The organism is Pseudomonas sp. LD120, from assembly GCF_009861525.1.
GTDB lineage: Bacteria > Pseudomonadota > Gammaproteobacteria > Pseudomonadales > Pseudomonadaceae > Aquipseudomonas.
Genome location: NZ_WVHL01000005.1, coordinates 2765192 through 2789553, shown reverse-complemented (window position 1 = coordinate 2789553; position 24362 = coordinate 2765192). Strand labels below are relative to the sequence as shown.

The window sequence follows — 24362 nt, the reverse complement described above, 5'->3', positions numbered from 1 at the left end:
AAATCAGTGACTTAATACTAAATTCCAGGTTCTGTGAGAGGTTTTTGATATCAATGAATTCGCTGTGAAACCGTGAGCCTTGGGGTTTACAGTCCCAAAGCCCCAGCCAGGAATCATCGCCATGATCGAAACGCGCCTGTTGCGCCAGTTCATCGCCGTCGCCGAGGAACTGCACTTTCACAAGGCCGCCACGCGCCTGCACATGGCCCAGCCGCCCCTGAGCCAGGCCATCGCCCGCCTGGAGGAAAAACTCGGTTTCAGCCTACTGCGGCGCAATCGTCGAGGCGTGGCCCTGACCCCGGCCGGGGCGGATTTTCTGCACAGCGCCCGGCGCACCCTGGTTACCCTGGAACAGGGCATCGAGCAGGCGCGCCATGTTGCCCAGGGCCTGGCCGGCAGCCTGCGCGTCAGTAGCCTGTCACTGGCCGGCTATCCGAGCTTGCTCGCCCGCCTGCGGGGCTTTCGCCAAGCCTTGCCCGAGGTGCGCCTGGAACTGCGGGAACTGCCTTCGGCTGAGCAGCTCAAGGGCTTGCTCGGCGGCGACATCGACCTGGCGTTCATGCGTGAGCTGCCGCTGCCCGAAGGACAGATAGCCTCGCGCTTGATCCTCGATGAGCCGATCGTCATCGCCCTGCCCCACGACCACCCCCAGGCCCAGACGCCAGAGGTGGACCTGCGGAAGCTGGCCAACGACGACTTCGTGTTCACGTCCCAGGCCCTGGGCAGCGGCTACCACAACCAGTTGATGGCGCTGTGCAGCGCGGCCGGGTTCACCCCGAAGGTGGTCCAGGAAGTGGCCCGGGTCCACACCCAGCTGGGCCTGGTGGGCTGCGGTTTCGGCGTGGCCCTGGTGCCCCGCTCGATGGCCGATGCAGTGCTGCAAGGCAGCGTCGCCTACCGCCCGCTGCGGGCCATGGGCACGCAGCCCGGGCCAAGCATCGGGCTGTACATGAACTGGCACCGGGACAACCCTTCGCCACAGCTGCAGCGTTTCATGGCCTTGCTCGACGCCGGGCTCCCAAAGCCTGAAGCGGCCGTGCAGAAGGCCTGCGCGGCCGCCACCAGGCCTCAGAAGTCGGCCTTGACCGACAGGGTGAAGTTGCGCGGGTCTCCGTAGAAGTTACCGAAGCCTTCGGTGCCGATGGTGGTGTAGTAGCGCTTGTCCAGCAGGTTGTTGCCGTTCAGCGCCAGGGACCAGGTGTCGTCGATGCGATAGCCGATGCGCCCGTTCCAGATCGCATAGCCGGCCTGACTGATGGGCTTGCCGCTGATGGGCGAGACCCGGTAGTTATCGCTTTGCGCATTGACCCCAGCCCCCACATTGAAGCGCTCCAGCGCACCGCCCAGCTGATAGTCGCCCCAGACCCGCAGCAGGTGGCGCGGCACATAGGTGTTGTACGACAGACCGTCGTTGTTGCGATCGGCATCCTCCAGAGTCTTGGTCTGGGTGTAGGTATAGCCGGCCAGCAGTTGCAGGCGCTCGATCACCTCACCGCTGAGTTCGGCTTCAAAGCCCTGGGCGCGAACCTTGCCCGAGTTCAGCGAGCAGGTGCTGTCCGGGCAGGCCGGGTCGTCCTGCTGCGCGTCCTGCTGGATGGTGCGGAACAGGCTGAAGGCACTGTTCAGGCGGCCCTCGAACCACTCGCCCTTGATCCCCAGCTCATAGCTCTTGCCCACCAGCGGCTTGAGCGTAGAACCGTCCAGGGTCCGATAGCTGCCCTGGGGGGTGAAGATGCTGGAGTAGCTGGCATAGGCCGTGAGGTTGTCGTTGAGGTCGTACAGCACCCCGGCGAACGGCGTGACCTCACCGGTTTCCTTGGATCGGGCACTGCTGGGCGTGCGGGTGTCGCGCCAGTAGGCCACGGCATCGTTCTGCGACTTGTACCAACTGACCCGGCTGCCCAGGACCAGGGTCAGCGGGTCGGCGAGCTTCAGGCGCAGGGTGGAATACAGCCCTTGCTGCTGGATGCGCAGATCAGTGGGGCCGCCCCGGGTGGAATTGCTTTCGTAGTAGCTGGCATCGGGCTTGGGCAGGTGATGATTGGGGTCCAGCACGTTCTGCCGCTGCGGCAAGCCGGCCACAGCATAGAAATCGTCCTTGATCGAACGGCTGGCGTTGGCGCCGAAGGTCAGTTCGTGCTCCTGGCCAAAGGCCTGGAAGTGGCCGTCGACATAGGCATCGAAGCCGTAGTCCACCTGGTCGTAGTCATAGGTGCTGCCCAGCATCAGGGTGCTGGAGCGGCTGGCACCCACCGGCACCGAACCGCTGGGGAAGGCGTACTCAATGTCCTGGGTATTGCGGCTGTAGACCCCGGCCACCTTCAGCGCCCAGTCATCGTTGAGCTGTTGCTTGAGGTCGGCGAAATAGGTCGCGCGCTTGCTGCGCGAGTTGTTCCAGGCGGTGTTCAGGCAGGTGGAACGGCCGAGCTTGAGGTCGCTGCCGTCGCTGTAGCGCGGCAGGCCGCCCCAGCACGGACGCGAGTCAACGTCTTCATAGGCCATGCCCAGGCCCAGGATGGTGTCGTCACTGAGGTCGAAGTCCAGAGCGCCGTAGTAGACCTGATCCTTGCGCTCCCCCAGGTCGTAGAAATACTGCCGGGTCTGCTGGGTCACCACCGCCCGGCCGCGAACGGTGCCGGCATCGTTCAACGGCCCGCCGGTGTCCACCTGGGCCCGGTAGTTGTCCCAACTGCCGGCGGACATTATCAGTTGGGTGTGGGGCGTGGCCTGGCCACGCTTGCGCACGAAGTTCACCGAGCCGGCGGTGCCGCCCGCGCCCTTGAGCATGCCGGCGGCGCCGCGCAGGATCTCCACCCGGTCATAGAAGGCCATGTCGCTGCTGAAGCTGTCGGCCTGCACGTAGCTGCTGCCCATGTCCAGGGGCACGCCGTCGTACTGGTACTGGCCGGTCATGCGAAAGCCCCGGGAGTAGAAGTACTTGCCGCCCATGGGCGAGTCGTAGAGGGTGATGCCCGGGGTCTTTTCCATCACCTGGTCGATGGTGTTGAGGTGCTGGTCATCGAGCATCTTGCGGGTGATCACGGTCACCGACTGCGGGGTTTCCTTCAGCGAGTGCTGGCCCTTGCCGATGGTCACGGCACCGGTGGTGTAGGAACCGGAGTACTCGGTGGTGGCCCCCAGCTCCTGGCCCTGCACCTGAGTGGTGCCCAGCTCCAGGGTGCCATTGCCCTTGGGCACGGGGCGCAGCACATAGCTGCCGTTACTCTGCGGCTCGGCCTGCCAGCCGCTGCCGGCGAGGATCCGGGCAAAGCCTTCCCGCACCCCGTAATCTCCCTGGAGCCCCGCCGAACGCAGGTCGGCCATCTGTCGCGCATCGAAGGAGATGGCCGCTCCGGCGGCACTGGCGTAACGGCTCAGCACCTCAGTGAGATCCCCCGCCACGATATCGAAGCGGCGCACCGCCATCTGTTCGCTGGCCGCCACCGCGGTCAACGGCAGCAGCGTGGCGCCATACACCGCCAGCGCGCCCCAGAGCCCGACCTTGATGGCCTGGGCCAACTGCGACATGTGAACTTCAGACATGCTTTGCCTTCCCCCGCTCTTGAAAATGAATCCACTGGGGGATAAGCCGGATCAGAATGGGCAAAAGTGCAAAGACCGGAATAATTATTTTTTACCGCTTGGTTTCAGCCGACGCGGCGCTGGGACACCCGCACCCAATAGCGGGTGTAGCGCTCGATGCGCAGCGAGAAACCGCTCTCAAGCGCCGCCAGGGCGCGATCGGTGTCATCGATGGGAAAGGCCCCGGAAATCTTCAGGCCGGCAATCTGCGGATCGCACTGCACCACTCCGCGGCGGTAGCGCGACAGGTCCGCCAGCAAGTCCCCCAAGGGTCGGTCGAGGGCGATGATGCTGCCCTGGCGCCAGGCGCCCACCGACGCATCGCTGGACCGCAGCGCAGCAAAGCCTCCAGCGCTGAACGCCAGTTGCTGGCCGGCCTCGACTCGGCGCGACGCCATACCGTTGTCCAGGCTGACCTGCACGCCCTGCTCCAGCACCGCCACCTGATCCTCACGCTCGTCGCTGCGCAACACAAAACGCGCGCTCTGGGACTGCACCTCGCCGTGGCGCGTGATGACCCGCAATGGCCTGTGCCGCCCATCCAGGCCGGTGCTCACCAGCATCTCGCCCCAGAGCAACTGCAGCCGGCGCTGCTGACCGTCGAAAGCCACATTCACCGAGGTGTCGGTGTTGAGCAGCAATGCGCTGCCGTCCGCCAAACGCACTTCGCGGCGCTCGCCGACCCGGGTCCGATAGTCCGCCAGCCATTGCTGGGCGCTGTCGCTGCGCCAGCCCAGCCAGCCCAGGGACCCAGCCGAGGCCAGCACCACCAGGTTGCGCATCAGCTCACGGCGCGAGCGCCCGGCCCCGCGCAAGGTGGAACCGGCCAGACCACCAGGCAGGGCCGACATCTGCTCGCCCAGTTGCTGCGTGCGTTCCCAGGCCTGGCGATGCAAGGGGTCGGCGGCCAGCCATTCGCGCCAGGCTGCCTGCTCCTGTTCGCTGGCGGTGCCGGAGCGCAGCTGCGCATACCAGCGCGCCGCGCCGCTGATGGCCTGGCGCTCGCCCACGCTCAGTTGCAGGTTGGCAAAACTCATGACAGCTGCATCCGCATCTGCATCAGGCAGCAATGCTCCATGGCCTTGGCCATGTAGTTGTTGACGCTGCGCACCGAGATCTGCAGGCGTTCGGCGATCTGCTCGTAGGTCAGGCCGTCGCATTGGGACAGCAGGAAAGCCTGCTTGACCCTGGCCCCCAGGCCGTCCAGCAGCCGGTCGACTTCCAACAGCGCCTGGAGCATCAGGTTCTGCTCCTCCGGCGACGGCTGCTCGCCCTCGGGCACCAGCGCCAGGGCCTCCAGGTACGCCTGCTCCAGGGAGCGGCGGCGAAACAGGTCGATCAGCAGGCCATTGGCGATGCGCGACAAGTAGGGCCGCGGCTCGCGGATCTCCAGGGCATTGCGCGCCTTGAGCACCCGCACGAAGGTGTCCTGGGCCAGATCGGCGGCATCGAAGGTGTTGCCCAGGCGCTGGCGCAACCAGCCCTGCAGCCAGCCCTGGTGATGGGTGTACAAATCGGTGACGGCACTGCGCAGGGATAAGTCGTCGGCGGGCATGACAATAAGGATTCATATTTGATAATGAATCGCATTGTCATGTAGGGGCGGAAGTCTTGGCAAGAGCCACGAACGCCGGACGACGTTCGTGGCGGTACGGCGGGGGCCTGGTCAGATCCCGGCCAGGGCCAGGTCCATGGCGAAGTAGGTGAAGATCAAATCGGCGCCGGCGCGCTTGATCGAGCCCAGGGTTTCACGCACCACCCGCTGCTCGTCGATGGCCCCGGCCTGGGCGCCGAACTTGATCATCGCGTACTCGCCGCTGACCTGATACGCCGCCACCGGCAGGCGCGAGGCCTCGCGGATGTCGCGGATGATGTCCAGGTAGGCCCCGGCGGGCTTGACCATCAGCGAGTCGGCGCCTTCCTGCTCGTCCAGCAGGGACTCGCGCACCGCTTCGCGACGGTTCATCGGGTTCATCTGGTAGCTCTTGCGGTCGCCCTTGAGCGCGCTGCCGCCGGCCTCGCGGAACGGGCCGTAGAGCGCCGAAGCGAACTTGGTGGAATAGGCCATGATCGGCGTCTGGGTGAACCCGGCGGCATCCAGGGCCCGGCGGATGGCCTGGACCTGACCGTCCATGGCCGCCGACGGCGCGATCACGTCGGCGCCGGCACGGGCCGCGGCCACCGCTTGCTTGCCAAGGTTGATCAGGGTCTGGTCGTTGTCCACTTCATGGCCGTGCATCACGCCACAGTGGCCGTGCTCGGTGTATTCGCAGAAGCAGGTGTCGGACATCACGATCATTTCCGGCACCGCGTCCTTGGCGATGCGCGACATGCGCGACACCAGGCCGTTTTCCTTCCAGGTGTCGCTGCCGTCGCAGTCCAGGTGGTGAGACACACCAAAAGTCATCACCGACTTGATCCCGGCCCGGGCGTAACGCTCGATCTCCCCGGCCAGCTTGGATTCGGGAATGCGCATCACCCCGGGCATGCTCTTGATCGGCACGAAATCGTCGATTTCCTCCTCGACGAAAATCGGCAGCACCAGGTCGTTGAGGGTGAATTCGGTTTCCTGGAACAGACTGCGCAGTTGTTCGGAGCGACGCAGGCGACGGGGACGGGCTTCTGGGAACTGGCTGGACATGATTTTTCCTAAGGCTGAGCGCGGGATAACACGAGCGATGGCGAAAAAAGGCAGAAAGCTTATGCCCAGAGCCGCCAGGGTACAAACCCGCACAGCTCAAGAGAGCCTTGCCGAAGCCGTAACAATACCTGCCAGGCCCCGCGATTCAGGGGGTGTTGGCCCCTCGACGCGGCCAGCCTGCGACCATCTGACGCAACAGCGGCAGCCGCCATTGAAAACCGGCGCGCGACAAATCTTGCAGCGGCGCTTGGTTCTAGCACGGTTGCGCACACTACGGCGGCTCGCTGCCCTGCAAATTGAGGGTGTAGTCCTTCAGAGGCGTATTGAAGTAGGCCATGCCGCCGTCGTCAACCTTTCCCCTGAGCACGATTTTCTTGACCCTGTCGGCAATTTCATCGTCAGCCTTTTCGGCTTGAATTGTCGCCTCGATGCACTCGCCAAGCGGGTAACCCACGGTTCGAACGATCAGATTGAGATCGACGTAATGGTCAGCCTCGCGGCCCACGACGCGACGATTCTCCGGGCCCTGGGTCCAATAGATTTCCACGACCTTGCCGGCGGATGGCTTGAGCGGCAGGTTGCACGTGGCATTCACCGCCACGCCCTTGCCCCCTGGCGTGGCCGCCACGCTGGCTGATGCCGCGGATTCACTGCGCGGTGTATTGCCAGGCAAGGTTGCTGGGCCGGGCTGTTGTTTGACCGCCGTGGTTTCTGCGCTGCAAAGCAGGGGATCAAGGGCTAGTAAACCCACCAGGCCGGCCCGCAGCAGCCAGCCCTTGCAGGACACAACCTGGGCCCAGGCGCACCGAAGCTGTGCCGGCTTGTGCGTGCCGGCGCATACAAAATCGCCAGGGCTCAGCACGCTCATGGATGCCTCGGATCAGTGGGCGAAGGTGTATTCCCGCATGCTTGCTCACTGGTTTGGAGAAGCCTCAGGTGTCCCTCAATGCAGGTTCGCGCCGTGCCGCCGATCCAGATTTCATCGCCGATCTGTTCCACGTCAATCCGCCCTGCCCGCCCCATGCTCAGGCCCTGGCTGACGCGGTAGCGAGCCGGTGCCAGCCCGGCGCCCAGCAGCCACTGGGCGAGGCCGGCGTTGAGGCTGCCGGTGGCCGGGTCCTCGGGCATGCCATCACCGGCGATAAAGGCCCGCACTTCGAACTGTGCATCGGTGTCATCGCGCTCGGGGTCACAGGGCGCAATCACCCCTACCGCCAGACCGATCAGCGCCGGGTAGTCCGGTTGCAGATCCAGCACCTGCTGGCGTTCGGCGAGCATCACCGCCAGCCAGCCGGCGCCGTTGTCGACCCACTGCGCCTGCACGATATCCCCGGACGCCAGGCGCAGACCACGGCGCACCTGCTCCAGCACCTCGGGCTCCACCGGGCCGGACTTGAGCAGCGGCGGCGCGAGAAAGGCCAGCTGATTGCCCTGACGGCGGATGCGCACCAGGCCCACTTCGCACTCCTGGATGACCTCCTCGCCCTGGGGCACGCCGCCGGCTTCGAGCCAGGCGTGGCAACTGCCCAGGGTCGGGTGACCGGCAAACGGCAACTCCTGGGTGGTGGTGAAGATCCGCAAGCGGTAGTCGGCCCGGGGGTCGCGGGGTTTGAGCAGGAAGGTGGTTTCGCTGAGGTTGGTCCAGGTGGCGAACGCAGCCATGCGTTCGTCGCTGAGTTCGTCGGCATCGAACACCACGGCCAGGGGGTTGCCTTTAAGCGGGGTGGAGCTGAAGACGTCGATTTGCTTGAAATTCAGGGCGGGCATTTAGAAGGGGCCTGGGGTCGGTGGGGGACTGGGGGTGAAGTGTACATATTCGTTGTTGCGGGTGTGGCGGTTGGTGGTTTCGCTCTTATAGCCATCCCTTTCAAGGTCTTTTCGTTTTGGCTGCCTTGATGACTCGATCGGTTGAAACATGGGCATTCACGGCCGTCCCCTGCACCCATGTTTTGGGCTTGGGCACCTTGGGGCCTCGGGGGCTTTTCGCAACTTGTTTTGGCTGGATGTTTCTGGCTAATTCCAACAAGCGCTGAGCCAGTTTTTCCGCAGGGATAACGGGAAGGTACTCCGAGGGCAGCGCAATCTGCATTCCCTCATAACCACTCCTGACCTGGACCGCCAAGTGATAGGTCGAGGCTTCCCAGCCTTCAGGCTGGGTGTCCCGATGGGCTTGTTCGACACTTCGTTTGAGTACGGCCAGGACGTTGTATGCCAATACCGCAGTAGCGAACCCGAGCAAGGCAGCTTTTGGGCTGCCAAGGGTTTCGATTTCACTTTCCAGGATCGCTTCCAGTCGCTGGAACATGCCCTCAATACTCCAGCGGCGGCGATAGAGTTCCGCGATCTGCTGTGCACTGACGCTCTCAGGTAGATTGCTCCAGAACATCAAGCTGCTGTCACCCGAGTCCGTTGGCGAATGAAGCGTCAGTTCCACGCGCCGCCATTGGTAACCGCCTCTGACGTGGATGATCTGCTCGCGCACAGTGCCTGTTTCCACAGGTACGGGCTCTTGCCACTCACCCTCTTGAATCAGGCGTGGGTGCTTGGCTTGCTGACGAATGACAAAGGATGTCTGGACCTGCTCACAAGCTTCCATGACCGGAAGCGTGCAGTAGAGTCGATCAGCCAGCCACACCTGGCCCGGCTCGGCATCAGCCAATAAAGGCAGCACACAAATACGCTCGCTTGCGTAGGCATCCTCACACGCCTGAAGGTCGATGACCTGATCGAGATCGGGGTCGTAGACAACCACCGAAAAGCCAGGACGAGCGGCACCTCGCTCGTGGCGTAGAGCGCCCAGACGTTTCTCAGTGGATGCCAAGTGGTTGCCGTCCACTACCCGAACCTGCCAGCCCGGCAGCATCGTGGTGCAACCCAGCTCTTTGATGGTTGGGGTCAGGCGTTGCGCACAGCCTGTGACCAGCGCGCGCAACAGAGCAGGTTCGGTACGACTGATCTTGTCGTAGAGGGCTGCCAAGCTGACAGGAAGATCTTCCAGTTGCCGAGCGGCGGCGTGCAGGGATGGCTTCAAACCCAATGAAACAAGGGACATCAGCTTGATGATGGTCGAGAACAGTAGTTCACGAGAGTACTGCCGTTGCCGATGTTCTTCGAAGACCTGATCGACCCACTCAGGAGCAATAGCCTGCTCCAGCGCCAACTTGGCCATGACGCTGGCAGGTGCTTTTTTCTCGAATCGAGCTAGAACATCGGTCCACATCTTCGGGGATCCCTGACTGAGATTTCAGGGGATTCTACCTAAGACCTTGAAAGGGATGGCTCTTATAGCGAGTGGGACGGGGTGCATATCCATTGCTGCGGTCACGGCCGCTGGCGGTTTCGCTCTTACAGCGACTCACTTTTGAAAAGCGCAAAAGGTGAGCAAAACGCTTCTGCCCCTCCACTCGGTGCCTCGCATAGCGAGGCATGCCCTCACTCCGGCATTGATCCGTGGGCCGCCGCCACCGGCCATCCATGGCCGGATGGCGGCTAACCCGGCGTCCTGCCGGGTTACCCACGGCTCAATGCCTGCGTTCGGCCATCGTGTCTAAGGGGGCAGGAAGATCAAAAACCAGATCAAGATCAAAATCTGACGGCGGCCTACCGGCCGGCCTTGTTTCATTTGTCCTTCACTGGGCGACGTTGCTCTTGGGAGGGCTGAAGGTCCTGCGGACCTTTTCGCAGCTTCGCAGGCTCAGCAGCGGCTACAGAACGCACATACTCTGTAGCCGGCCTGCGCACCTTGGCTTTTGATCTTGATCTTCAGGCCCCTTCCCAGCAGGCGTTGCGTAGGGGGCAGCTCGGCATGGATGCTGAGCTAGCCGCCATCAGGCCATGGATGGCCTGTGGCGGCGAGCCCCCGGAGCAATGCCGAAGCGAGGGCACCCCGAGCCCCAGCGAGGGGCCGTATGGAGGGGCAAGACTTTTTGCTTACTTTTGTGTCGTTTGACAAAAGTGAGTCGCCGTAAGTGCGAAACCCTAAGTGGCCATGACCGCAGCAATGGATATGAGACTGTCAGAAATTTTGTGTTCGGGCATACCATGAGTAAGAGGTGCATGTATGCCAACCAAAAAAAAACCGCTTCGAGAGTTACCAAAGGTTCCGAAAGAGCTGCTTGAGCAGTTTTCCGCTGCTCCGCTGATGACCGCAGAAGCCATCGAAGAAGCCTCTGCAGCGTTCAAGAAGGCGCTGATTGAGCGAGCCCTGAATGCTGAGCTGGGTCATCACCTGGGCTATCCTCCGGGCGCACAGCGGCCGGAGGATGAAACCAACCTGCGCAATGGCAAGAGCGCTAAGACGGTACTCACCGGTGATGGCCCGCTACGGCTTGATATTCCTCGTGACCGGGATGGCAGCTTTTCGCCCATTCTGATTCCCAAGCACGAGCGCCGTTACACCGGTTTCGACGACAAGATCATCGCCATGTATGCCCGCGGGATGACGGTTAGGGAGATCCGGGCCTTTCTTTCCGAGCAGTACGGAACGGACGTATCACATGACTTCATCAGCTCCGTGACCGATGAGGTCATGGAAGAGATTGGTGCCTGGCAGCAGCGCCCGCTGGAGCCGATGTATCCGGTCATTTTCTTTGATGCGCTGCGAGTCAAAATCCGCGAAGAAGGCTTGGTTCGTAACAAGGCGGTCTACTTGGCGCTGGGCGTTTTGCCCGATGGCACCCGCGATATTCTGGGCATCTGGATCGAGAACACCGAAGGCGCGAAGTTCTGGATGAAGGTGTTCAACGACCTCAAGACCCGTGGCGTCGAGGACGTGCTGATTGCTGTGACCGACGGCCTTAAAGGCATGCCAGAGGCGCTCAGTGCGGTGTTCCCGGACACAACGCTGCAGACCTGCATCGTGCACCTGATCCGCAATAGCCTCGACTATGCGGCCTGGGACAAACGTAGAGCCCTGGCCAAGGCCCTCAAGCCGATCTATCAGGCAGTTAACGCCGAAGCTGCTGAACAGGCGCTGGATGAGTTTGAAAACGGGCCCTGGGGTAAGCAATATCCAACGGTGGTGGCTGCCTGGCGACGGGCGTGGGATCGAGTTATTCCGTTCTTTGTCTTCCCACCCGCCATCCGGAAAGTGATCTATACCACCAATGCCATCGAGAGCATCAACGCCCAGTTACGCAAGATCATAAAAACCCGTGGCCACTTCCCGAACGATGATGCGGCGACCAAACTGATCTGGCTGGGGCTGCGCAACATCACAGCGAACTGGGGCTCAGCGGCGCATGATTGGAAAAGTGCGATGAATCAGTTTGCGATTTTGTACGGAGATCGATTTATCAGGCCGACCTGGTAAAAGCATGGCCTGCCTAGCGGCAGGCCGTTACCGGCCCGCACACAAAAAATATGACAGTCCCATGGATATGTACCCCGCGGCACAGCACCCTAAAGACAAAACCGCCAGCCGCCACACCCGCAATACCGAAGATGCCCCCCTTCGCGCCCCTAAAAAAACACCTCAAACCACCTTGGGAATCTCCAACCCACGGATCACCGCCGGCCGCGCCACAAACTTGGCCAGCACCCGCTGCACCTGCGGGAAGCTATCAAACCCCACCAACCCGCCCGCCTCATAAAACCCGACCAAATTCCGAATCCACGGAAAGGTCGCAATATCGGCAATGGTGTAGCGCTCGCCCATGATCCACTCGCGCCCCTCCAGGTGCTTGTCCAACACCCCCAGCAACCGCTTGGCCTCGTTCACATAACGCTCCAGCGGCCGCTTGTCCTCGTAGTCCTTGCCGGCGAATTTGTGGAAGAACCCCACCTGCCCGAACATCGGCCCGATGCCGCCCATCTGGAACATCAGCCACTGGAGGGTTTCATAACGCGCCGCCGATTCCTGGGCCAGCAACTGCCCGCTCTTGTCCGCCAGGTAAATCAGGATCGCCCCCGATTCGAACAACGCCAGCGGCTGGTCGCCAGGACCATGGGGATCGAGAATCGCCGGGATCTTGTTGTTCGGGCTGACGCTGAGGAACTCCGGGGTCATCTGATCCTGAGTCTCGAAGCTGACCCGGTGGGCCTCGTAAGGCAGGCCGATCTCTTCGAGCATGATCGAGACCTTCACCCCGTTGGGGGTCGGCAACGAGTACAACTGAATCCACTCGGGAAATTGCGCAGGCCATTTCTGGGTAACGGCAAAGGCGGAAAGATCGCTCATGACAGGCTTCCAGTCTCAATCAAAGGGGGCGACGCCACAGATGGGCAACGGCGGAGGATTATCCGCCGGGCTTTCTTAAATCGGCAACATGCGGCGCTTAAGCTGCAGACAATCGAACCAAATGCCATACAAGGACTCAGAAACCACGGCCGCGACAGGCCACGCTCGATGACAGGAAACAGCGGTTTGTCAGCCGCGCCTCATTACCCCGAAGAATCGCCCCCCCATGAAGCTGCTCCGCCGCCTTGCCCGTCACTTCAAAGATCGCCGCTACCTGCCGTTGCCCGCCCTGTTGCTGGGCAGCGCCCTGTGCCTGTCGCTTGAGTCCAGCGTCAGTCGTGCACAACCGGCGGACGGCACCCAGACCCTGGTGTTCCTGCGCCATGCGGAAAAGCCCGCCGGCGGCCTCGGCCAGCTCAACTGCCAGGGCCTGAACCGCGCCATCGACCTGGCCTCGCTGCTGCCGGAAAAATTCGGCAAGGCGCAGTACGTGTTCGCCGCCGACCCGACGCGCAATGTCGAGGAAGGCGAGCTGGACAACGCCTACAGCTACATCCGCCCGCTGATGACCATCAGCCCCAGCGCCATCAAGCTCGGCCTGCCGGTGAACATCGATTTTGCTGCCAACGACACCCATGACCTGGCGCGGGAGTTGCTCCACGACCGCTATCACAACGCCATCGTCTACACCGCCTGGTCCCACGGCTACCTGCCGGAGCTGATCAACAAGGTCGCCGAAGAGGCCGTGGGCGAAAAACGCGCGATCACCGAAGACTGGGCCTCCAGCGACTTCGACTCGCTGTACGTGCTGACCCTGACCTGGCGCAACGGCAAGGCCAGCCTGCACAGCCAGAGCTACAAGCAGGGCCTGGACGGCGGCGAGCAGGATTGCCCGAGCTGATCAGCCCAGGGCGTCGAGCAACCGGTACCAGGCGATCCCCGCGCCCAGGTAGAGGCGTTGCAGGCCGTGCAACGGAATCGGCCGCAACGGCGTGACCGGGAACGGAAAGCCCTGCCCCGCTCCCGTCAGCCGCGCCGCCAGGTGCTTGCCCAGCAGGGTCGACAAGGCAATGCCGCGCCCGTTGTAGCCCAGCAGAATCGACAGCCCCGGCGCCGGCTCATGCAACTGCGGCAGAAAATTCGGGGTCAGGGCCACGCGCCCGCTCCAGCGGTACTCGATGGGGATGCCCGCCAATTGCGGAAACAGGTTCAGCAACGAGCGCTCCAGGTGGTTCCAATCGGCATCCCGGCGCGGCTCGGAAAACGGTCCGCGCCCGCCCAGCAGCAGGCGCCCCTGGGCATCCTGCTTGAAATACAGCAGCAGGCGCCGGGCATCGGAACACACCTCGCCGCCAGGCAGGATGCTCTGGCGCAGCTCGGCCGGCAGTGGCCGGGTGGCGATGATGAAACTGTTGGCGGCGATCACCGTCTGGCGCAGCCCCGGCCACAGGTCGTCGGTGTAGCCATTGGTCGCCAGCAGCACCTTCGAGGCGCGCACCCGCGCGCCGCGGTCGGTCTCCAGGGTCCAGCGCCCGCCGTCGCGCCGCAGTTGCCGCACCCGGCTCTGGCCGTGAATGCTCACCCCCAGCCCCATCGCCACCCGGGCCAGGCCCCGGGCGTAGTTCAGCGGGTGCAGGCTGCCGGCCCGCGGGTCGACCCAGCCGCCCAGGTATTGCGAGCTGCCGATGCGCTGGCTCACCGCCGCCTTGTCCAGCAACTCCACGGCCACGCCGCGCTGGCGCCACTGCTCGGCGCGCTGCTCCAGGGTGTGCATCGCAGCGCCGGAAAACGCCGGCTGGATCCAGCCCTTGCGCGTGGCGTCGCAGCGAATGCCGTGTTCCTTGATCAGCTCGAACACTTCATCGGCCGCCGAGCCCACGGCTTCGATCAGCGCCTGGCCCTGTACCGGGCCGAACTTGGCCAGCAGTTGCTCGGGGTCGAACTTGAGCCCGGGGATCACCTGCCCGCCGTTGCGCCCGGAGGCGCCCCAGCCGGGCTCGCCGGCATCCAGCACACAGACGCTGGCACCGCTCTGGGCCAGGCGCAGGGCGCTCACCAGGCCGGTGTAGCCGGCGCCGACAATCGCCACATCGACCTCCCGGTCCTCGGCCAGGGCCGGGGTGTGCTCGGCCGGCCTGGCCGTGGCCGCCCACAGCGAGGGCGGCATGCGCAGGGTCTGGGACGCGCTCATGCCTGCACCTCCGCGCCCTGGTTGAGCAAGCGCCGCAGGAAGTCCTGGGTGCGCGGGTGGCTCGGGGTGCTGAGCACGGTTCGGGCCGGGCCGGCCTCGACGATGCGCCCGCTGTGGAGGAAGCACACCTGATCCGCCACGTCCTGGGCAAAGCCCATTTCATGGGTGACCACGATCATGGTCATGCCCTCGTCGGCCAGCTTGCGCATCACCGCCAGCACCTCGCCCACCAGTTCCGGGTCCAGGGCCGAGGTCGGCTCGTCGAAGAGAATCGCCTCCGGGTCCATGGCCAGCGCCCGGGCGATCGCCACCCGTTGCTGCTGGCCGCCGGAGAGCTCGTCCGGGTAGGCGTGCATGCGATGGGCCAGGCCGACCTTTTCCAGCAGGGCCTCGGCCCGCAGGCGTGCCTGCCGGGGGTCCTGTTTCTTGACGTAGATCGGCCCCTCGGTGACGTTCTGCAACGCCGTGCGATGGGGGAACAGGTTGAAGCGCTGGAACACCATGGCCACTCGGGTGCGCAGTTCATGGATGCTCTTGGCCTGCCGGTCGACCCGCGCCCCGCTCACCAGGATCTCGCCCTGCTCGTAGCTTTCCAGGCCGTTGATGCAGCGCAGCAGGGTCGACTTGCCGGACCCGGAAGGCCCGATCAGGCACACCACTTCACCGCTGCGCACCTGTAGGTCGATGCCTTCGAGCACCGCCACGTTGCCAAAGCTCTTGTGTACGCCCTTGATCTGGATCATGGCTTTCTCCGGGTGCTGATGCGCGCCTCCAGGCGGCGCAGGGCAAAGGACAGCGGCAGGCTCAGGGCCAGGTAGAGCAAGGCCACCAGGGTGTAGACGGTCATGTTCTCGAAGGTCGAGGAGGCGATCAGCTGCCCGGCCCGGGTCATCTCGGCCACGGTGATGGTCGACACCAGGGACGAGTCCTTGAGCATCATCACCAGGGTGTTGCCATAGGGCGGCAAGGCGATGCGCAGGGCCTGGGGCAGCACCACCCGGCGCATGATCATCGGCCCGCGCATGCCGATGGATTCGGCGGCCTCGATCTGCCCCTGGTGGATGGCCTGGATGCCGGCGCGGAAGTTTTCCGCCTGGTACGCCGAGTAGGCTATGCCCAGGCCGATCACCCCGGCCTGCATGGCGCTGAGCTGGATGCCGAAATCCGGCAGCACGAAGTAGATGTAAAACAGCTGGACGATGATCGGCAGCCCACGAATGACGTTGACCACGCCGATGGCGAACAACGCCACCGAGCGCACCTTGGACACCATCATCAAGGCGAAGACCAGGCCGATCAGTGAACTGAGCACGAATGAGCCAACGGTGACCTGCAGGGTGACCACTGCGCCTTTCAACAGAATGGGCAGGAAGTCCAGAGCGTTCTGGAGAAACATGGAGAGACCCGTTTAATCAGCTGGAAAGGGACCCGGGCCAGGCGCCGGGTCGCGACTGGATCAGTTGAGCTTCCAGTGCTCGATGATGCGCTCCAGGGTGCCGTCGGCCTTGATCACGGCGATCCCGCGATTGACCTCGGCCAGGGTCTGGGCATCGCCCTTGCGCACGATCAGGCAGACATCGCCCATGACCACCGGCTGGTAGCCCTTGACCAGCCGCACCTTGTTCTGGGTGCCCTGGGCCAATTGGTAGGCGAGGATCGGCCGGTCGGCGAAACCGGCCTTGATCCGCCCCAGGGCCAAGTCGCGCATCAAATCGGGAATCGAGTCGTAGCCGCGCACTTCCTTGAAGATCCCGCGCTGGTTCAACTCGTCGATAAACACCGTGCCGACCTGGGCGCCGACGATTTCCCCGGCCAGGTCTTCCATGCGGCGGTAGTCGCCGGTGTCGTCGGCCTTGACGATCAGGCCCTCGCCGTAACTGAACACCGGATCGGAGTACTGCACCACTTTCTCGCGCACCGGGGTGCGCAGCATGGCGGCGGAGATGATGTCGATCTTGTTCGAGGTCAGGGACGGGATCAGCGCGGCGAAGGTGGTCTGCTGGATGTCCACGGCGAAACCGCCAGCCTTGCCCACGGCCCGGGCGGCATCGATCATCATGCCCTCGATGCTCTGGCTCTTGACGTCAAGAAAGGTGAAGGGAATGCCGGTGGCGGTGGCCCCGACCTTGTACAGCGGCTCGGCCTGGGCCGACGCCGAAAGGCCCAGGCCAAGGGCGCAACAGAATGCGAAAACAGCGGGTGCAAGGACGCAGGTGCGTGTGTGCATGACGAATCTCCCATTGGACGGTTTTATTGTTTGAAGTCCGTGATGGATAGCCTCTGGTGTGGAAGGCAGGAGGCATGAGCCCGACTATAAACAATTTACAAAAATCGTAAAGAGATTTATAAATATCGAATATCGATATTTAAAACACAAAATAGCCTGAAAGGACTGGTCATGAGCGATAACAACAACTCCCTTTTCAACCAGTCACTGGAGAAGGGCCTGGCAGTGCTACGGGCCTTCAACGCCGCGCAACGGACCATGAACCTGGCGGAAATCGCCGCGGCCGCCGACATCAACAAAAGCTCGGCGCAGCGCATGATCCACACCCTGGAACAGCTGGGCTACGTGCGTAAGCACCCGCAGACCAAGCGCTTCCAACTGACCCCGCGGGTGATGGAGATCGGCTACAACTACCTGGCCGCCGACACCCTGGTGGACGTGGCCAACCCCTTCCTCGCCGAGCTGACCCAGGTCACCGGGGAAACCACCAACCTCACCGAGCCCGATGGCCTGGACATGGTCTATGTGGCGCGCTTCGTGGCCCCCAAGTTCATCCCTATCCACATGCCCATCGGCAGCCGTATCCCGATGTACTGCACCGGCTCGGGCCGCGCCTACCTCAGCGCCCTGCCCGCCGCCGAGGCCACACAGATTCTCGAAGCCAGCGAGCGCAAGGCCCACACCCGGCACACCCTGACCGAACTGGCGGACATCCAGCGCGAGATCGACGCCACCCAGCGTCGCGGCTACGCCCTGAACCCCGAGGAGCTGTTCCTGGGGGACATGAGCATTGCCGCGCCGATCCTCGGCAGCCAGGGCCTGCCGGTGGCCGCGGTGCACGTGGTGGTGCCCAGCAGCCGCTGGACCCTGGAAGAAGCCGAACGCAAGCTCGCGCCCTCGGTGATCGAATGCGCCCGGGCCATCCGTACCTCAATTCGCACCCTCTGAAAATCGCTCCCCGCTGCCGCTCGGCAGCGGCTACAGGGCCAGTGCCGATCAGGGATTTGTGTAGCCGCTGCCGCAGGCTGCGAACGGCCCGTAGGGACGCGACGCTCTCAAGGCCGACAGCGCTCCGACGGGGGATCGCCAGGCAAGGCCGGACGAGATCGGTTCGCGGCGCAGCGGCGCCAGCGGCTACAATTCGCGCTTATTGTCTTGTGCGGAATTCCCTTCATGTCCAACCTCGCCTCTACCCAGCCCGCTCGCGGCTGGGCGTTCTGGTGCAAACCCCTGTTGTTCCTGCTGGTCGCCGCCATCGGCCTGTATTACGTGAAGTGGTCGCCCTACTACCTCAAGGCCTTTGTCGCCGCCGACAGCCACAGCATCGGCGCGTCGATCCTCAACGATCAGCCAAGCTCGCCCTGGAGCGCCGCCCTGGCCTATTCCCAGGTGTACTTCCTGGCCATCTGGAAAGCCGCGGTGCTGGCGGTGATCTTGGGTTCCCTGTTGCAGGTATTGATTCCCCGGGACTGGCTGCTGCGCCTGTTCGGCCGCGCCGGTTTTGGCTCGACCCTGCGCGGTGGGCTGTTCGCCTTGCCGGGCATGATGTGTTCCTGCTGCGCCGCGCCGGTGGCTGCTGGCCTGCGCCGGCAGAAGGTGTCGGTAGGTGCGGCCCTGGCGTTCTGGATCGCCAACCCGGTGCTCAACCCGGCGACCCTGGTGTTCATGGGCTTTGTCCTGGGCTGGGGCTTTTCCGCCTTGCGCCTGGTGGCGGGCATCGTCCTGGTGCTGGGCGTGTCCCTGGTGGCGCAGCGGGTCGCCGGCCCCGAGCAACTGCCGGAAGCCGCGGTGGATGCGGTGGTGGAAGCCAGCGCGGTGAACGACCAGCCGTTCCTCAGCCGCTGGGGCAAGACCCTGTGGCAACTGTTCTGGAGCACCATTCCGATCTACGTGCTGGCGGTACTGGTGTTGGGCGCGGCGCGGGTCTGGCTGTTCCCCCATATCGACGGCGCCATGGGTGACAGCCTGTGGTGGCTGGTGCCGCTGGCGATTGCCGGAACCCTGTTCGTGATCCCTACAGCGGCAGAGATTCCCATCGTCCAGACCATGATGACCCTGGGTTTGGGTACAGGCCCGGCGGTGGCCCTGCTGATGACCCTGCCGAGCATCAGCCTGCCGTCGCTGCTGATGCTGCGCAAAGACTTCGATGCCCGAGTGCTGGTGACCGTGGCCGTGCTGACCATGCTGGTGGGGATTGTCTGCGGGTTGATGGGTGCGGTGTTGTTGTAGAACCCTGGTGGTCGAAGCTTATAAGTGACTCACATTGACACCCTTGAATTACGCAACTAAATTTAGTCGCAAAAAAAGAGGATGCCGTGTCCAAGAACGATAAGCTTCTCGCCAAGTTACTCAACGACCGGGGGACCTTTTCCTGGCAGGAACTGGTCACTCTCCTCAAGCGCCTGGGCTACACACCGTTGGAGGGCTCAGGCAGCCGGGTAAAATTCGACAATGGCGATCCAGGCGCAATGATCAACCTGCACAAACCGCACCCCGGTAATGAGCTTAAGGCCTACATACGCCGCCAAGTGATCGAGCAACTGAAATCGGGAGGTCTCATACCGTGAACAACTTACTGCAGTACAAGGGCTATTTCGGCTCTATCGAAGTCAGTACCGAGGACAATTGCCTCTTTGGCAAACTTCAGTTCATAAGGGCCCTGGTTAGCTATGAAGGGCAGACCGTGGCTGAACTCGAAGCCGCCTTCAAAGAGGCAGTAGACGACTATCTGGAAACCTGTGAGCAATCGGGCACAGCTCCAGAAATCCCCTGCAAAGGCTCGTTCAACGTTCGGGTAGGCCACGACCTTCATCTAGCGGCTGCCGTGGCCGCCACCCGGCAGAATGTATCGTTGAACGATCTGACCCGTCAGGCGCTGAACGAATACCTGCAACATCACCACTGATCGGTATCTCGTGGAGGTTCTGGCGTTCGTTGAGTGCTGGCCTCCAATGGAAATTCCCGCATGCCCCCCGCATCGTCTTGAAACAAATTGATCAGGGAATGCCATTCCCGAAACCAGAGTTTTCGCTTTGTTTTGTAAGGCTTGTCCGAGAGAATCGCCAACGCCTTTGAGCGGCTTGTGCCCTTGGTGTTCGTCAGGCAGTCTCCCACGGTCGCTGCACCATCAGCGACTCGGATGTGGAAGTCCGGAAGGGTCATAGGTACAACGCTTCAACGCGCCTGCCGACGCTTTGCGCCTGCGGATACGTGTTATGGCGGCCATGCGTGGGGCACCTTCGGGTGCGCCGGGTTTTGGGTACCAAAAGACTCCCCGGTCTTCCACACCCACGCACGGCTGCCACCCTCTCGTGTGGAAGCGAGACCGGCGGCTCTACTTAACCTTAGAGTCGTAGGTACCCCAATGAAAAAGCTCGTCCCCGATCCACCCCGCCCACTGCGCGACCCCGAGCTGGATCGCGCCAACGCCAACCTGCTCAGCGCACTGAAACCGACCCAGGCACGCCCATTCGGCCTGCGCGATGCCCAGGGCAATACCCTGTTCAGCGTGCAAGCCGGGGTCAGCGCTGAAGAGGCCCTGAGGCACGTCGCCCTGCTGCTCAAGTGCGCCGAGGAGGTGTCCGATGAAATCACCGAGCGCGCCAGCGGCATCGAACGCGGCCTGATCTGGTCCATGGTGCATTCCGTGGAAATGGCCCGGGCGGTGGTCGAGGCCTTGCTCGACCGTCCACGCCCTGCCGGCTGACGCCCACGCACACCGCGCGCTCAGGTGTTGCGAGCGCGCGGGTTATTGAGCGCTAGCGCGATGGCGGCTGGCGCTGGCGCAGGTAATCGAGCACGGCGCCGTGCTCGCCGCTGAACTCGATCCGCGCGCCCTTGCTCTCGCGCTGGAAGGCGTACATCGGGTCGTAGTATTCACCCAGCAAGCCTTCGATCCAGGCCCGGTGCAGCTCCACGTCGCCGCTGCGGGCCTGTTCCGCCAGGGCCGCTTCCATCAGCAGGAACAGGCGCTGGTGACGCTCGCCCCCCAGGCGCTTGTGGATCTTGTTCAGGCTTTCCAGCAGGCGTTCGGCAAACAGGGCAAAACCTTCCTCGCCATGCACGGCCACGAACTCGGCGCTGAGGTTGACCACGTAATCGTCAAGGATGCGCTGCACCCGGCTGTCGAGGCGGTCTTCCAGCCAGACCATGGGCAGGCCCTGCATGCTCTGGTACAGCGGCAGCGGCAAGGCGCAGCTGCCGATCATGCGGTTTTCGTCTTCCAGGACAAAAGCCTGCACGCCGCGCTCACGCTTTTTCAGCAGGTCCACCGCCAGACGGTTTTCGAAGTCGATGTTGCTTGGCTGTCCGGTGGCGCGGCGGCCGAAGCTGGAGCCGCGGTGGTTGGCGTGGCCTTCCAGGTCCAGGGCGTTGTCCAGCTGGCCCAGCACTTCGGTCTTGCCGGTGCCGGTCATGCCCCCCAACAGGACGAAATCACACTGCTGCAACGCCTGTTCGGTGGTGTCCAGCAGGAAGCTGCGCATGGCCTTGTAACCGCCGCCAACCCGCGGGTAGTCGATGCCCGCGTCCCTGAGCCACTGCTGGACGATCTGCGAGCGCAGACCGCCACGGAAGCAGTACAGCAGGCCGTTGGGGTGGGCCCGGGCGAAGTCGGCCCAGGCCTGGACGCGCTGTTGCTTGATGTCGCCGGACACCAGTTGATGGCCGAGCACGATGGCCGCCTGCTGCCCCTGCTGCTTGTAGCAGGTGCCGACCCGCTGGCGTTCCTGGTCAGTCATCAGTGGCAGGTTGAGCACCCCGGGAAAGGCGCCCTTGGTGAATTCGATCGGCGCCCGGGTGTCCATCATCGGCCGGTCGTTGAGGAAGATCTCGCGGTAGTCGGTGCAGTCCAGAGGCATCAGCACACCTCGACCGCGTGGCTCTGTCGCTCCACCAGTTCACCGATGGGCGCCAGTTCCAGGCCCAGCTCCGCCGCCAGGGCGAGGAACTCGGCATTGCCTTGCGGGGTCACCGCTACGAGCAGGCCGCCACTGGTCTGTGGATCGCAGAGCACGCGTTTGTGCAGCTCCTGAACCCGGCCGATTTTCTCGGCGTAGCTGCTGTAGTTGCGCAAGGTGCCGCCGGGCACGCAGCCCTGATCCAGGTAGTACTCAACCCCTGGCAGGCGCGGAACGCGGTCGTAGTGAATGCGCGCGGTGAGGCCGCTGCCATCGGCCATTTCCACCAGGTGCCCGAGCAGGCCGAAACCGGTGACGTCGGTCATCGCGGTCACCCCTTCGAGCTTGCCGAAACGGCTGCCGGGCTTGTTCAGGGTGCACATCCAGTCGCGGGCCAGGCCGATGTCGGCGTCGCGCAGCTTGCCCTTTTTCTCGGCGGTGGTGAGCACGCCGATCCCCAGGGGCTTGGTCAGGTACAGCAGGCAGCCGGCGGTGGCCGTGTCGTTGCGTTTCATAAAGCGTTTTTCCACCAGCCCGGTGACCGCCAGACCGAAGATCGGCTCCGGCGCGTCGATGGAATGGCCGCCCGCCAGGGGAATGCCCGCCGCGTCGCACACGGCGCGGCCGCCACGGATCACTTCCCGGGCGATTTCCGGGGCCAGCACGTTCACCGGCCAGCCGAGAATGGCGATCGCCATCAGCGGGTCGCCGCCCATGGCGTAGATATCGCTGATGGCGTTGGTGGCGGCGATGCGGCCGAAGTCGAAGGGGTCGTCAACAATGGGCATGAAGAAGTCGGTGGTGGAGACCACGCCGCGTTCTTCGTCGATGGCGTAGACCGCCGCGTCATCGCGCGAGGCGTTGCCGACCCAGAGTTTCGGGTCGAGGTTCTGCGCCCCGCTGCCGGCCAGAATCACCTCCAACACCTGGGGTGAAATCTTGCAGCCGCAGCCGGCTCCGTGGCTGTACTGGGTCAGGCGAATCGGCTCGCTCATGGGGCACCTCGTCAAGTTCGGGACGCAGGATTCTAGCAGAGGGGGTCAGGCCCCGGGCCGGGGCGTGCCCTGGTGGAACAGCATCTGCCAGCGCCCTTCGCGGCAGCGCCACAGCGAACTGCGCCAGGCGCTGCTGGGCGCACGCCCACCGGCTGCGGCGTTATGGCTCAGGTAGGTGACCTGGGCCAGATCAGCCGCCAGGCGCTGCAGCGCAAACTCGCTGATCCGCCGTTCGATGAAATCCTGCTGCGGCAGGCTGTGCAGTACCTGGGCCTTGTCCCAACGTCCGCCGCTGGCGCCGAATTCGAGAAAGTCATCGGCCAGCAAGGCGTCCAGTGCCTGGCGATCAGCGCGCACTTCGGCTTGTTGCAGTTGGCGTTCGAGCATCAACAGGTGGTCGGACAATTCCATGGTCACTCCCAAGGCGGCGGATCAGTGGCGCACTCTAGCATCCGCGCCCAGCCCCTCAAGGCAGGACACTTGCGCTAGCGCTTGAACCAAGCAAATGCGCCGGACTTTGGTTAGGCTTGCAGCGCCCTGCCCGGGCACGCTTGTCCTCATACCCACAAAAGCGCCCCCCCGACCCTCACCCGAGGCCAGGGCAAGACGCTGACGGAGCCCGCCATGAAATTCACCCCCCAGTCCATCGCCCGCAAGCTCAAGTTCCACCAGTTGGTGGTGTTCGAGCAGGTGCTGCAAAGCGGCTCGCTGGTGCGCGCCTCTCAGGCGCTGAACCTGACTCAGCCGGCGGTGACCAAGATCATTCACGAACTGGAGTCCTACTTCGAGGCGCCGCTGCTGGTGCGCAGCAACCGTGGGGTCAGCGCCACCGAGCTGGGCCAGGTGGTGGTGCAACGGGCCAAGTCCTTGCTGGCGGAACTGCGGGCCCTGACCGACGAGGTCAACGCCTTCCAGGAAGGCACCTCGGGGCAGGTGATGGTCGGCACCCTGATCTCGGCCTCGACCTCGCTGCTGCCCCGGGCCATCCAGTTGCTCAAGCAGCGCGCGCCGGGGGTGCTGGTGTCATTGCGGGTCGGGCAGATGGACCAGTTGTTCCCGGCGCTGGCGGTGGGCGATGTCGACCTGGTGGTGGGCCGGGTGCCGGACGACTGGCATCGGCGCAGCGAGGCGCTGGAGGTCGAGGTGCTGTACCGCGAGGACTTGAGCATCGTCGCCGGCGTCCACCACCCGTTGCACCAGCAGACGCCGGTCAGCCTGGAACACCTGCACGCCTACCCCTGGGTGCTGCCGACCCGCGACTCGCTGCTGCGGCGCACCGCCGACCGGTTGTTCGCCGACAACGGCCTGTCGACCCCGGACAATGTCGCTGAATCCTTGTCGATCCTCACCAACATCAGCCTGATGCAGGACCAGCGCACCGTGGCCCTGATGCCCTTCGAGGCCTCGTTGCAATTCACTCAGGCCGGCATGCTTAAGGCCTTCGATCTGGGCATGGCGTTGCAGTTCGGCGACATCGGCTGTTTCTTCGCCGCCCAGCGCACCCTGGGCCCCGCCGCCCGTTTGTTTCGCCAATGCCTGGCGCTGGCCCGCGATGAATCGGCGAGTGCGTAAGGTCTGTTGCCGTTTGGCCCAGCAACGCGCTCGTCACCAAACGGTGAACAGACCTTAGGCCCCGCCATGTATTCCAAA

General features: G+C 63.7%; 24 protein-coding genes. 9 read left to right on the top strand and 15 right to left on the bottom strand.

What is annotated here, in order from left to right:
- Positions 1 to 121: 121 nt before the first annotated feature.
- A complete protein-coding gene (locus tag PLD_RS27205; protein WP_159897784.1) occupies positions 122 to 1117 on the top strand; it encodes a LysR family transcriptional regulator in 996 nt (331 codons plus the stop codon).
- Here PLD_RS27205 and PLD_RS27200 read toward each other — a convergent pair.
- The 7 genes from PLD_RS27200 to PLD_RS27170 all read right to left on the bottom strand — a co-directional run bounded on the left by PLD_RS27200 (position 1069) and on the right by PLD_RS27170 (position 9392).
- Positions 1069 to 3543, bottom strand: coding sequence for a TonB-dependent receptor (locus PLD_RS27200; RefSeq protein ID WP_159897781.1), 2475 nt, complete (start codon positions 3541 to 3543; stop codon positions 1069 to 1071). The genes PLD_RS27205 and PLD_RS27200 overlap by 49 nt on opposite strands.
- Positions 3544 to 3647: 104 nt before the next feature.
- Complete coding sequence (locus PLD_RS27195) at positions 3648 to 4619, bottom strand: FecR domain-containing protein (protein ID WP_159897779.1); 972 nt, start codon at positions 4617 to 4619, stop codon at positions 3648 to 3650.
- Positions 4616 to 5137, bottom strand: a complete 522-nt coding sequence (locus PLD_RS27190) for a sigma-70 family RNA polymerase sigma factor (RefSeq protein ID WP_159897778.1) — start codon at positions 5135 to 5137, stop codon at positions 4616 to 4618. The genes PLD_RS27195 and PLD_RS27190 overlap by 4 nt, the downstream gene beginning before the upstream one ends.
- A gap of 111 nt (positions 5138 to 5248) precedes the next feature.
- On the bottom strand, positions 5249 to 6223 hold the full coding sequence (gene hemB / locus PLD_RS27185; RefSeq protein ID WP_047303488.1) for a porphobilinogen synthase: 975 nt from the start codon (positions 6221 to 6223) through the stop codon (positions 5249 to 5251).
- A 271-nt stretch (positions 6224 to 6494) separates the two neighbouring features.
- Positions 6495 to 7091, bottom strand: a complete 597-nt coding sequence (locus PLD_RS27180) for a hypothetical protein (protein ID WP_159897776.1) — start codon at positions 7089 to 7091, stop codon at positions 6495 to 6497.
- Positions 7088 to 7990, bottom strand: coding sequence for a PhzF family phenazine biosynthesis protein (locus PLD_RS27175; protein ID WP_159897774.1), 903 nt, complete (start codon positions 7988 to 7990; stop codon positions 7088 to 7090). Before PLD_RS27175 ends, PLD_RS27180 begins: the two co-directional genes overlap by 4 nt.
- Before the next feature lie 100 nt (positions 7991 to 8090).
- Positions 8091 to 9392 (bottom strand): IS4 family transposase, encoded by a 1302-nt coding sequence (locus tag PLD_RS27170; RefSeq protein WP_159890820.1) that lies wholly within the window; start codon positions 9390 to 9392, stop codon positions 8091 to 8093.
- Between the two features lie 891 nt (positions 9393 to 10283).
- Here PLD_RS27170 and PLD_RS27165 point away from each other — a divergent pair.
- Positions 10284 to 11534, top strand: coding sequence for an IS256 family transposase (locus PLD_RS27165; protein ID WP_159890008.1), 1251 nt, complete (start codon positions 10284 to 10286; stop codon positions 11532 to 11534).
- Between the two features lie 162 nt (positions 11535 to 11696).
- Here PLD_RS27165 and PLD_RS27160 read toward each other — a convergent pair whose 3' ends face one another.
- A complete protein-coding gene (locus PLD_RS27160; RefSeq protein ID WP_159897773.1) occupies positions 11697 to 12401 on the bottom strand; it encodes a glutathione binding-like protein in 705 nt (234 codons plus the stop codon).
- Between the two features lie 226 nt (positions 12402 to 12627).
- Between PLD_RS27160 and PLD_RS27155 the strand changes: the two genes are divergently transcribed.
- Complete coding sequence (locus PLD_RS27155) at positions 12628 to 13302, top strand: histidine phosphatase family protein (RefSeq protein ID WP_159897771.1); 675 nt, start codon at positions 12628 to 12630, stop codon at positions 13300 to 13302.
- Here the strand turns inward: PLD_RS27155 and PLD_RS27150 are convergent, their stop codons facing one another.
- From PLD_RS27150 to PLD_RS27135, 4 genes are read right to left on the bottom strand one after another with little or no spacing between them, the layout of a single operon-like run.
- Positions 13303 to 14592, bottom strand: coding sequence for an FAD-binding oxidoreductase (locus PLD_RS27150; protein ID WP_159897769.1), 1290 nt, complete (start codon positions 14590 to 14592; stop codon positions 13303 to 13305).
- Positions 14589 to 15335 (bottom strand): amino acid ABC transporter ATP-binding protein, encoded by a 747-nt coding sequence (locus PLD_RS27145; protein ID WP_159897767.1) that lies wholly within the window; start codon positions 15333 to 15335, stop codon positions 14589 to 14591. The genes PLD_RS27150 and PLD_RS27145 overlap by 4 nt, the downstream gene beginning before the upstream one ends.
- Positions 15332 to 15988 (bottom strand): amino acid ABC transporter permease, encoded by a 657-nt coding sequence (locus PLD_RS27140; RefSeq protein WP_016964559.1) that lies wholly within the window; start codon positions 15986 to 15988, stop codon positions 15332 to 15334. The genes PLD_RS27145 and PLD_RS27140 overlap by 4 nt, the downstream gene beginning before the upstream one ends.
- A gap of 60 nt (positions 15989 to 16048) precedes the next feature.
- Positions 16049 to 16819: an ABC transporter substrate-binding protein gene (locus PLD_RS27135; RefSeq protein WP_159897765.1), complete on the bottom strand. Its 771-nt coding sequence runs from the start codon at positions 16817 to 16819 to the stop codon at positions 16049 to 16051.
- 171 nt (positions 16820 to 16990) lie between these two features.
- Between PLD_RS27135 and PLD_RS27130 the strand changes: the two genes are divergently transcribed.
- The 5 genes from PLD_RS27130 (at position 16991) to PLD_RS27110 (ending at position 20525) form a co-directional block, all read left to right on the top strand.
- Positions 16991 to 17767, top strand: coding sequence for an IclR family transcriptional regulator (locus PLD_RS27130; RefSeq protein ID WP_159897763.1), 777 nt, complete (start codon positions 16991 to 16993; stop codon positions 17765 to 17767).
- 225 nt (positions 17768 to 17992) lie between these two features.
- Complete coding sequence (locus tag PLD_RS27125; RefSeq protein ID WP_159897762.1) at positions 17993 to 19048, top strand: permease; 1056 nt, start codon at positions 17993 to 17995, stop codon at positions 19046 to 19048.
- 86 nt (positions 19049 to 19134) lie between these two features.
- Positions 19135 to 19386: a type II toxin-antitoxin system HicA family toxin gene (locus tag PLD_RS27120; RefSeq protein WP_019094202.1), complete on the top strand. Its 252-nt coding sequence runs from the start codon at positions 19135 to 19137 to the stop codon at positions 19384 to 19386.
- Positions 19383 to 19724: a type II toxin-antitoxin system HicB family antitoxin gene (locus tag PLD_RS27115; RefSeq protein WP_159897760.1), complete on the top strand. Its 342-nt coding sequence runs from the start codon at positions 19383 to 19385 to the stop codon at positions 19722 to 19724. Before PLD_RS27120 ends, PLD_RS27115 begins: the two co-directional genes overlap by 4 nt.
- 459 nt (positions 19725 to 20183) lie before the next feature.
- Positions 20184 to 20525 carry a DUF3077 domain-containing protein gene (locus PLD_RS27110; protein WP_016964563.1) on the top strand — a complete coding sequence of 114 codons (342 nt, stop codon included), beginning with the start codon at positions 20184 to 20186 and terminating at the stop codon, positions 20523 to 20525.
- 52 nt (positions 20526 to 20577) lie between these two features.
- Here the strand turns inward: PLD_RS27110 and mnmH are convergent, their stop codons facing one another.
- Genes mnmH through PLD_RS27095 form a run of 3 tightly spaced genes read right to left on the bottom strand, consistent with a single transcriptional unit; the run spans position 20578 to position 23123 of the window.
- A complete protein-coding gene (gene mnmH / locus PLD_RS27105) occupies positions 20578 to 21678 on the bottom strand; it encodes a tRNA 2-selenouridine(34) synthase MnmH (RefSeq protein WP_159897758.1) in 1101 nt (366 codons plus the stop codon).
- Positions 21678 to 22712, bottom strand: a complete 1035-nt coding sequence (gene selD, locus PLD_RS27100; protein WP_159897756.1) for a selenide, water dikinase SelD — start codon at positions 22710 to 22712, stop codon at positions 21678 to 21680. The genes mnmH and selD overlap by 1 nt, the downstream gene beginning before the upstream one ends.
- 45 nt (positions 22713 to 22757) lie before the next feature.
- A complete protein-coding gene (locus PLD_RS27095) occupies positions 22758 to 23123 on the bottom strand; it encodes a DUF4440 domain-containing protein (protein ID WP_159897755.1) in 366 nt (121 codons plus the stop codon).
- Positions 23124 to 23336: 213 nt separating this feature from the next.
- Here PLD_RS27095 and PLD_RS27090 point away from each other — a divergent pair, with 213 nt between their 5' ends.
- Positions 23337 to 24284, top strand: a complete 948-nt coding sequence (locus tag PLD_RS27090; RefSeq protein ID WP_159897753.1) for a LysR substrate-binding domain-containing protein — start codon at positions 23337 to 23339, stop codon at positions 24282 to 24284.
- Positions 24285 to 24362 lie beyond the last annotated feature (78 nt).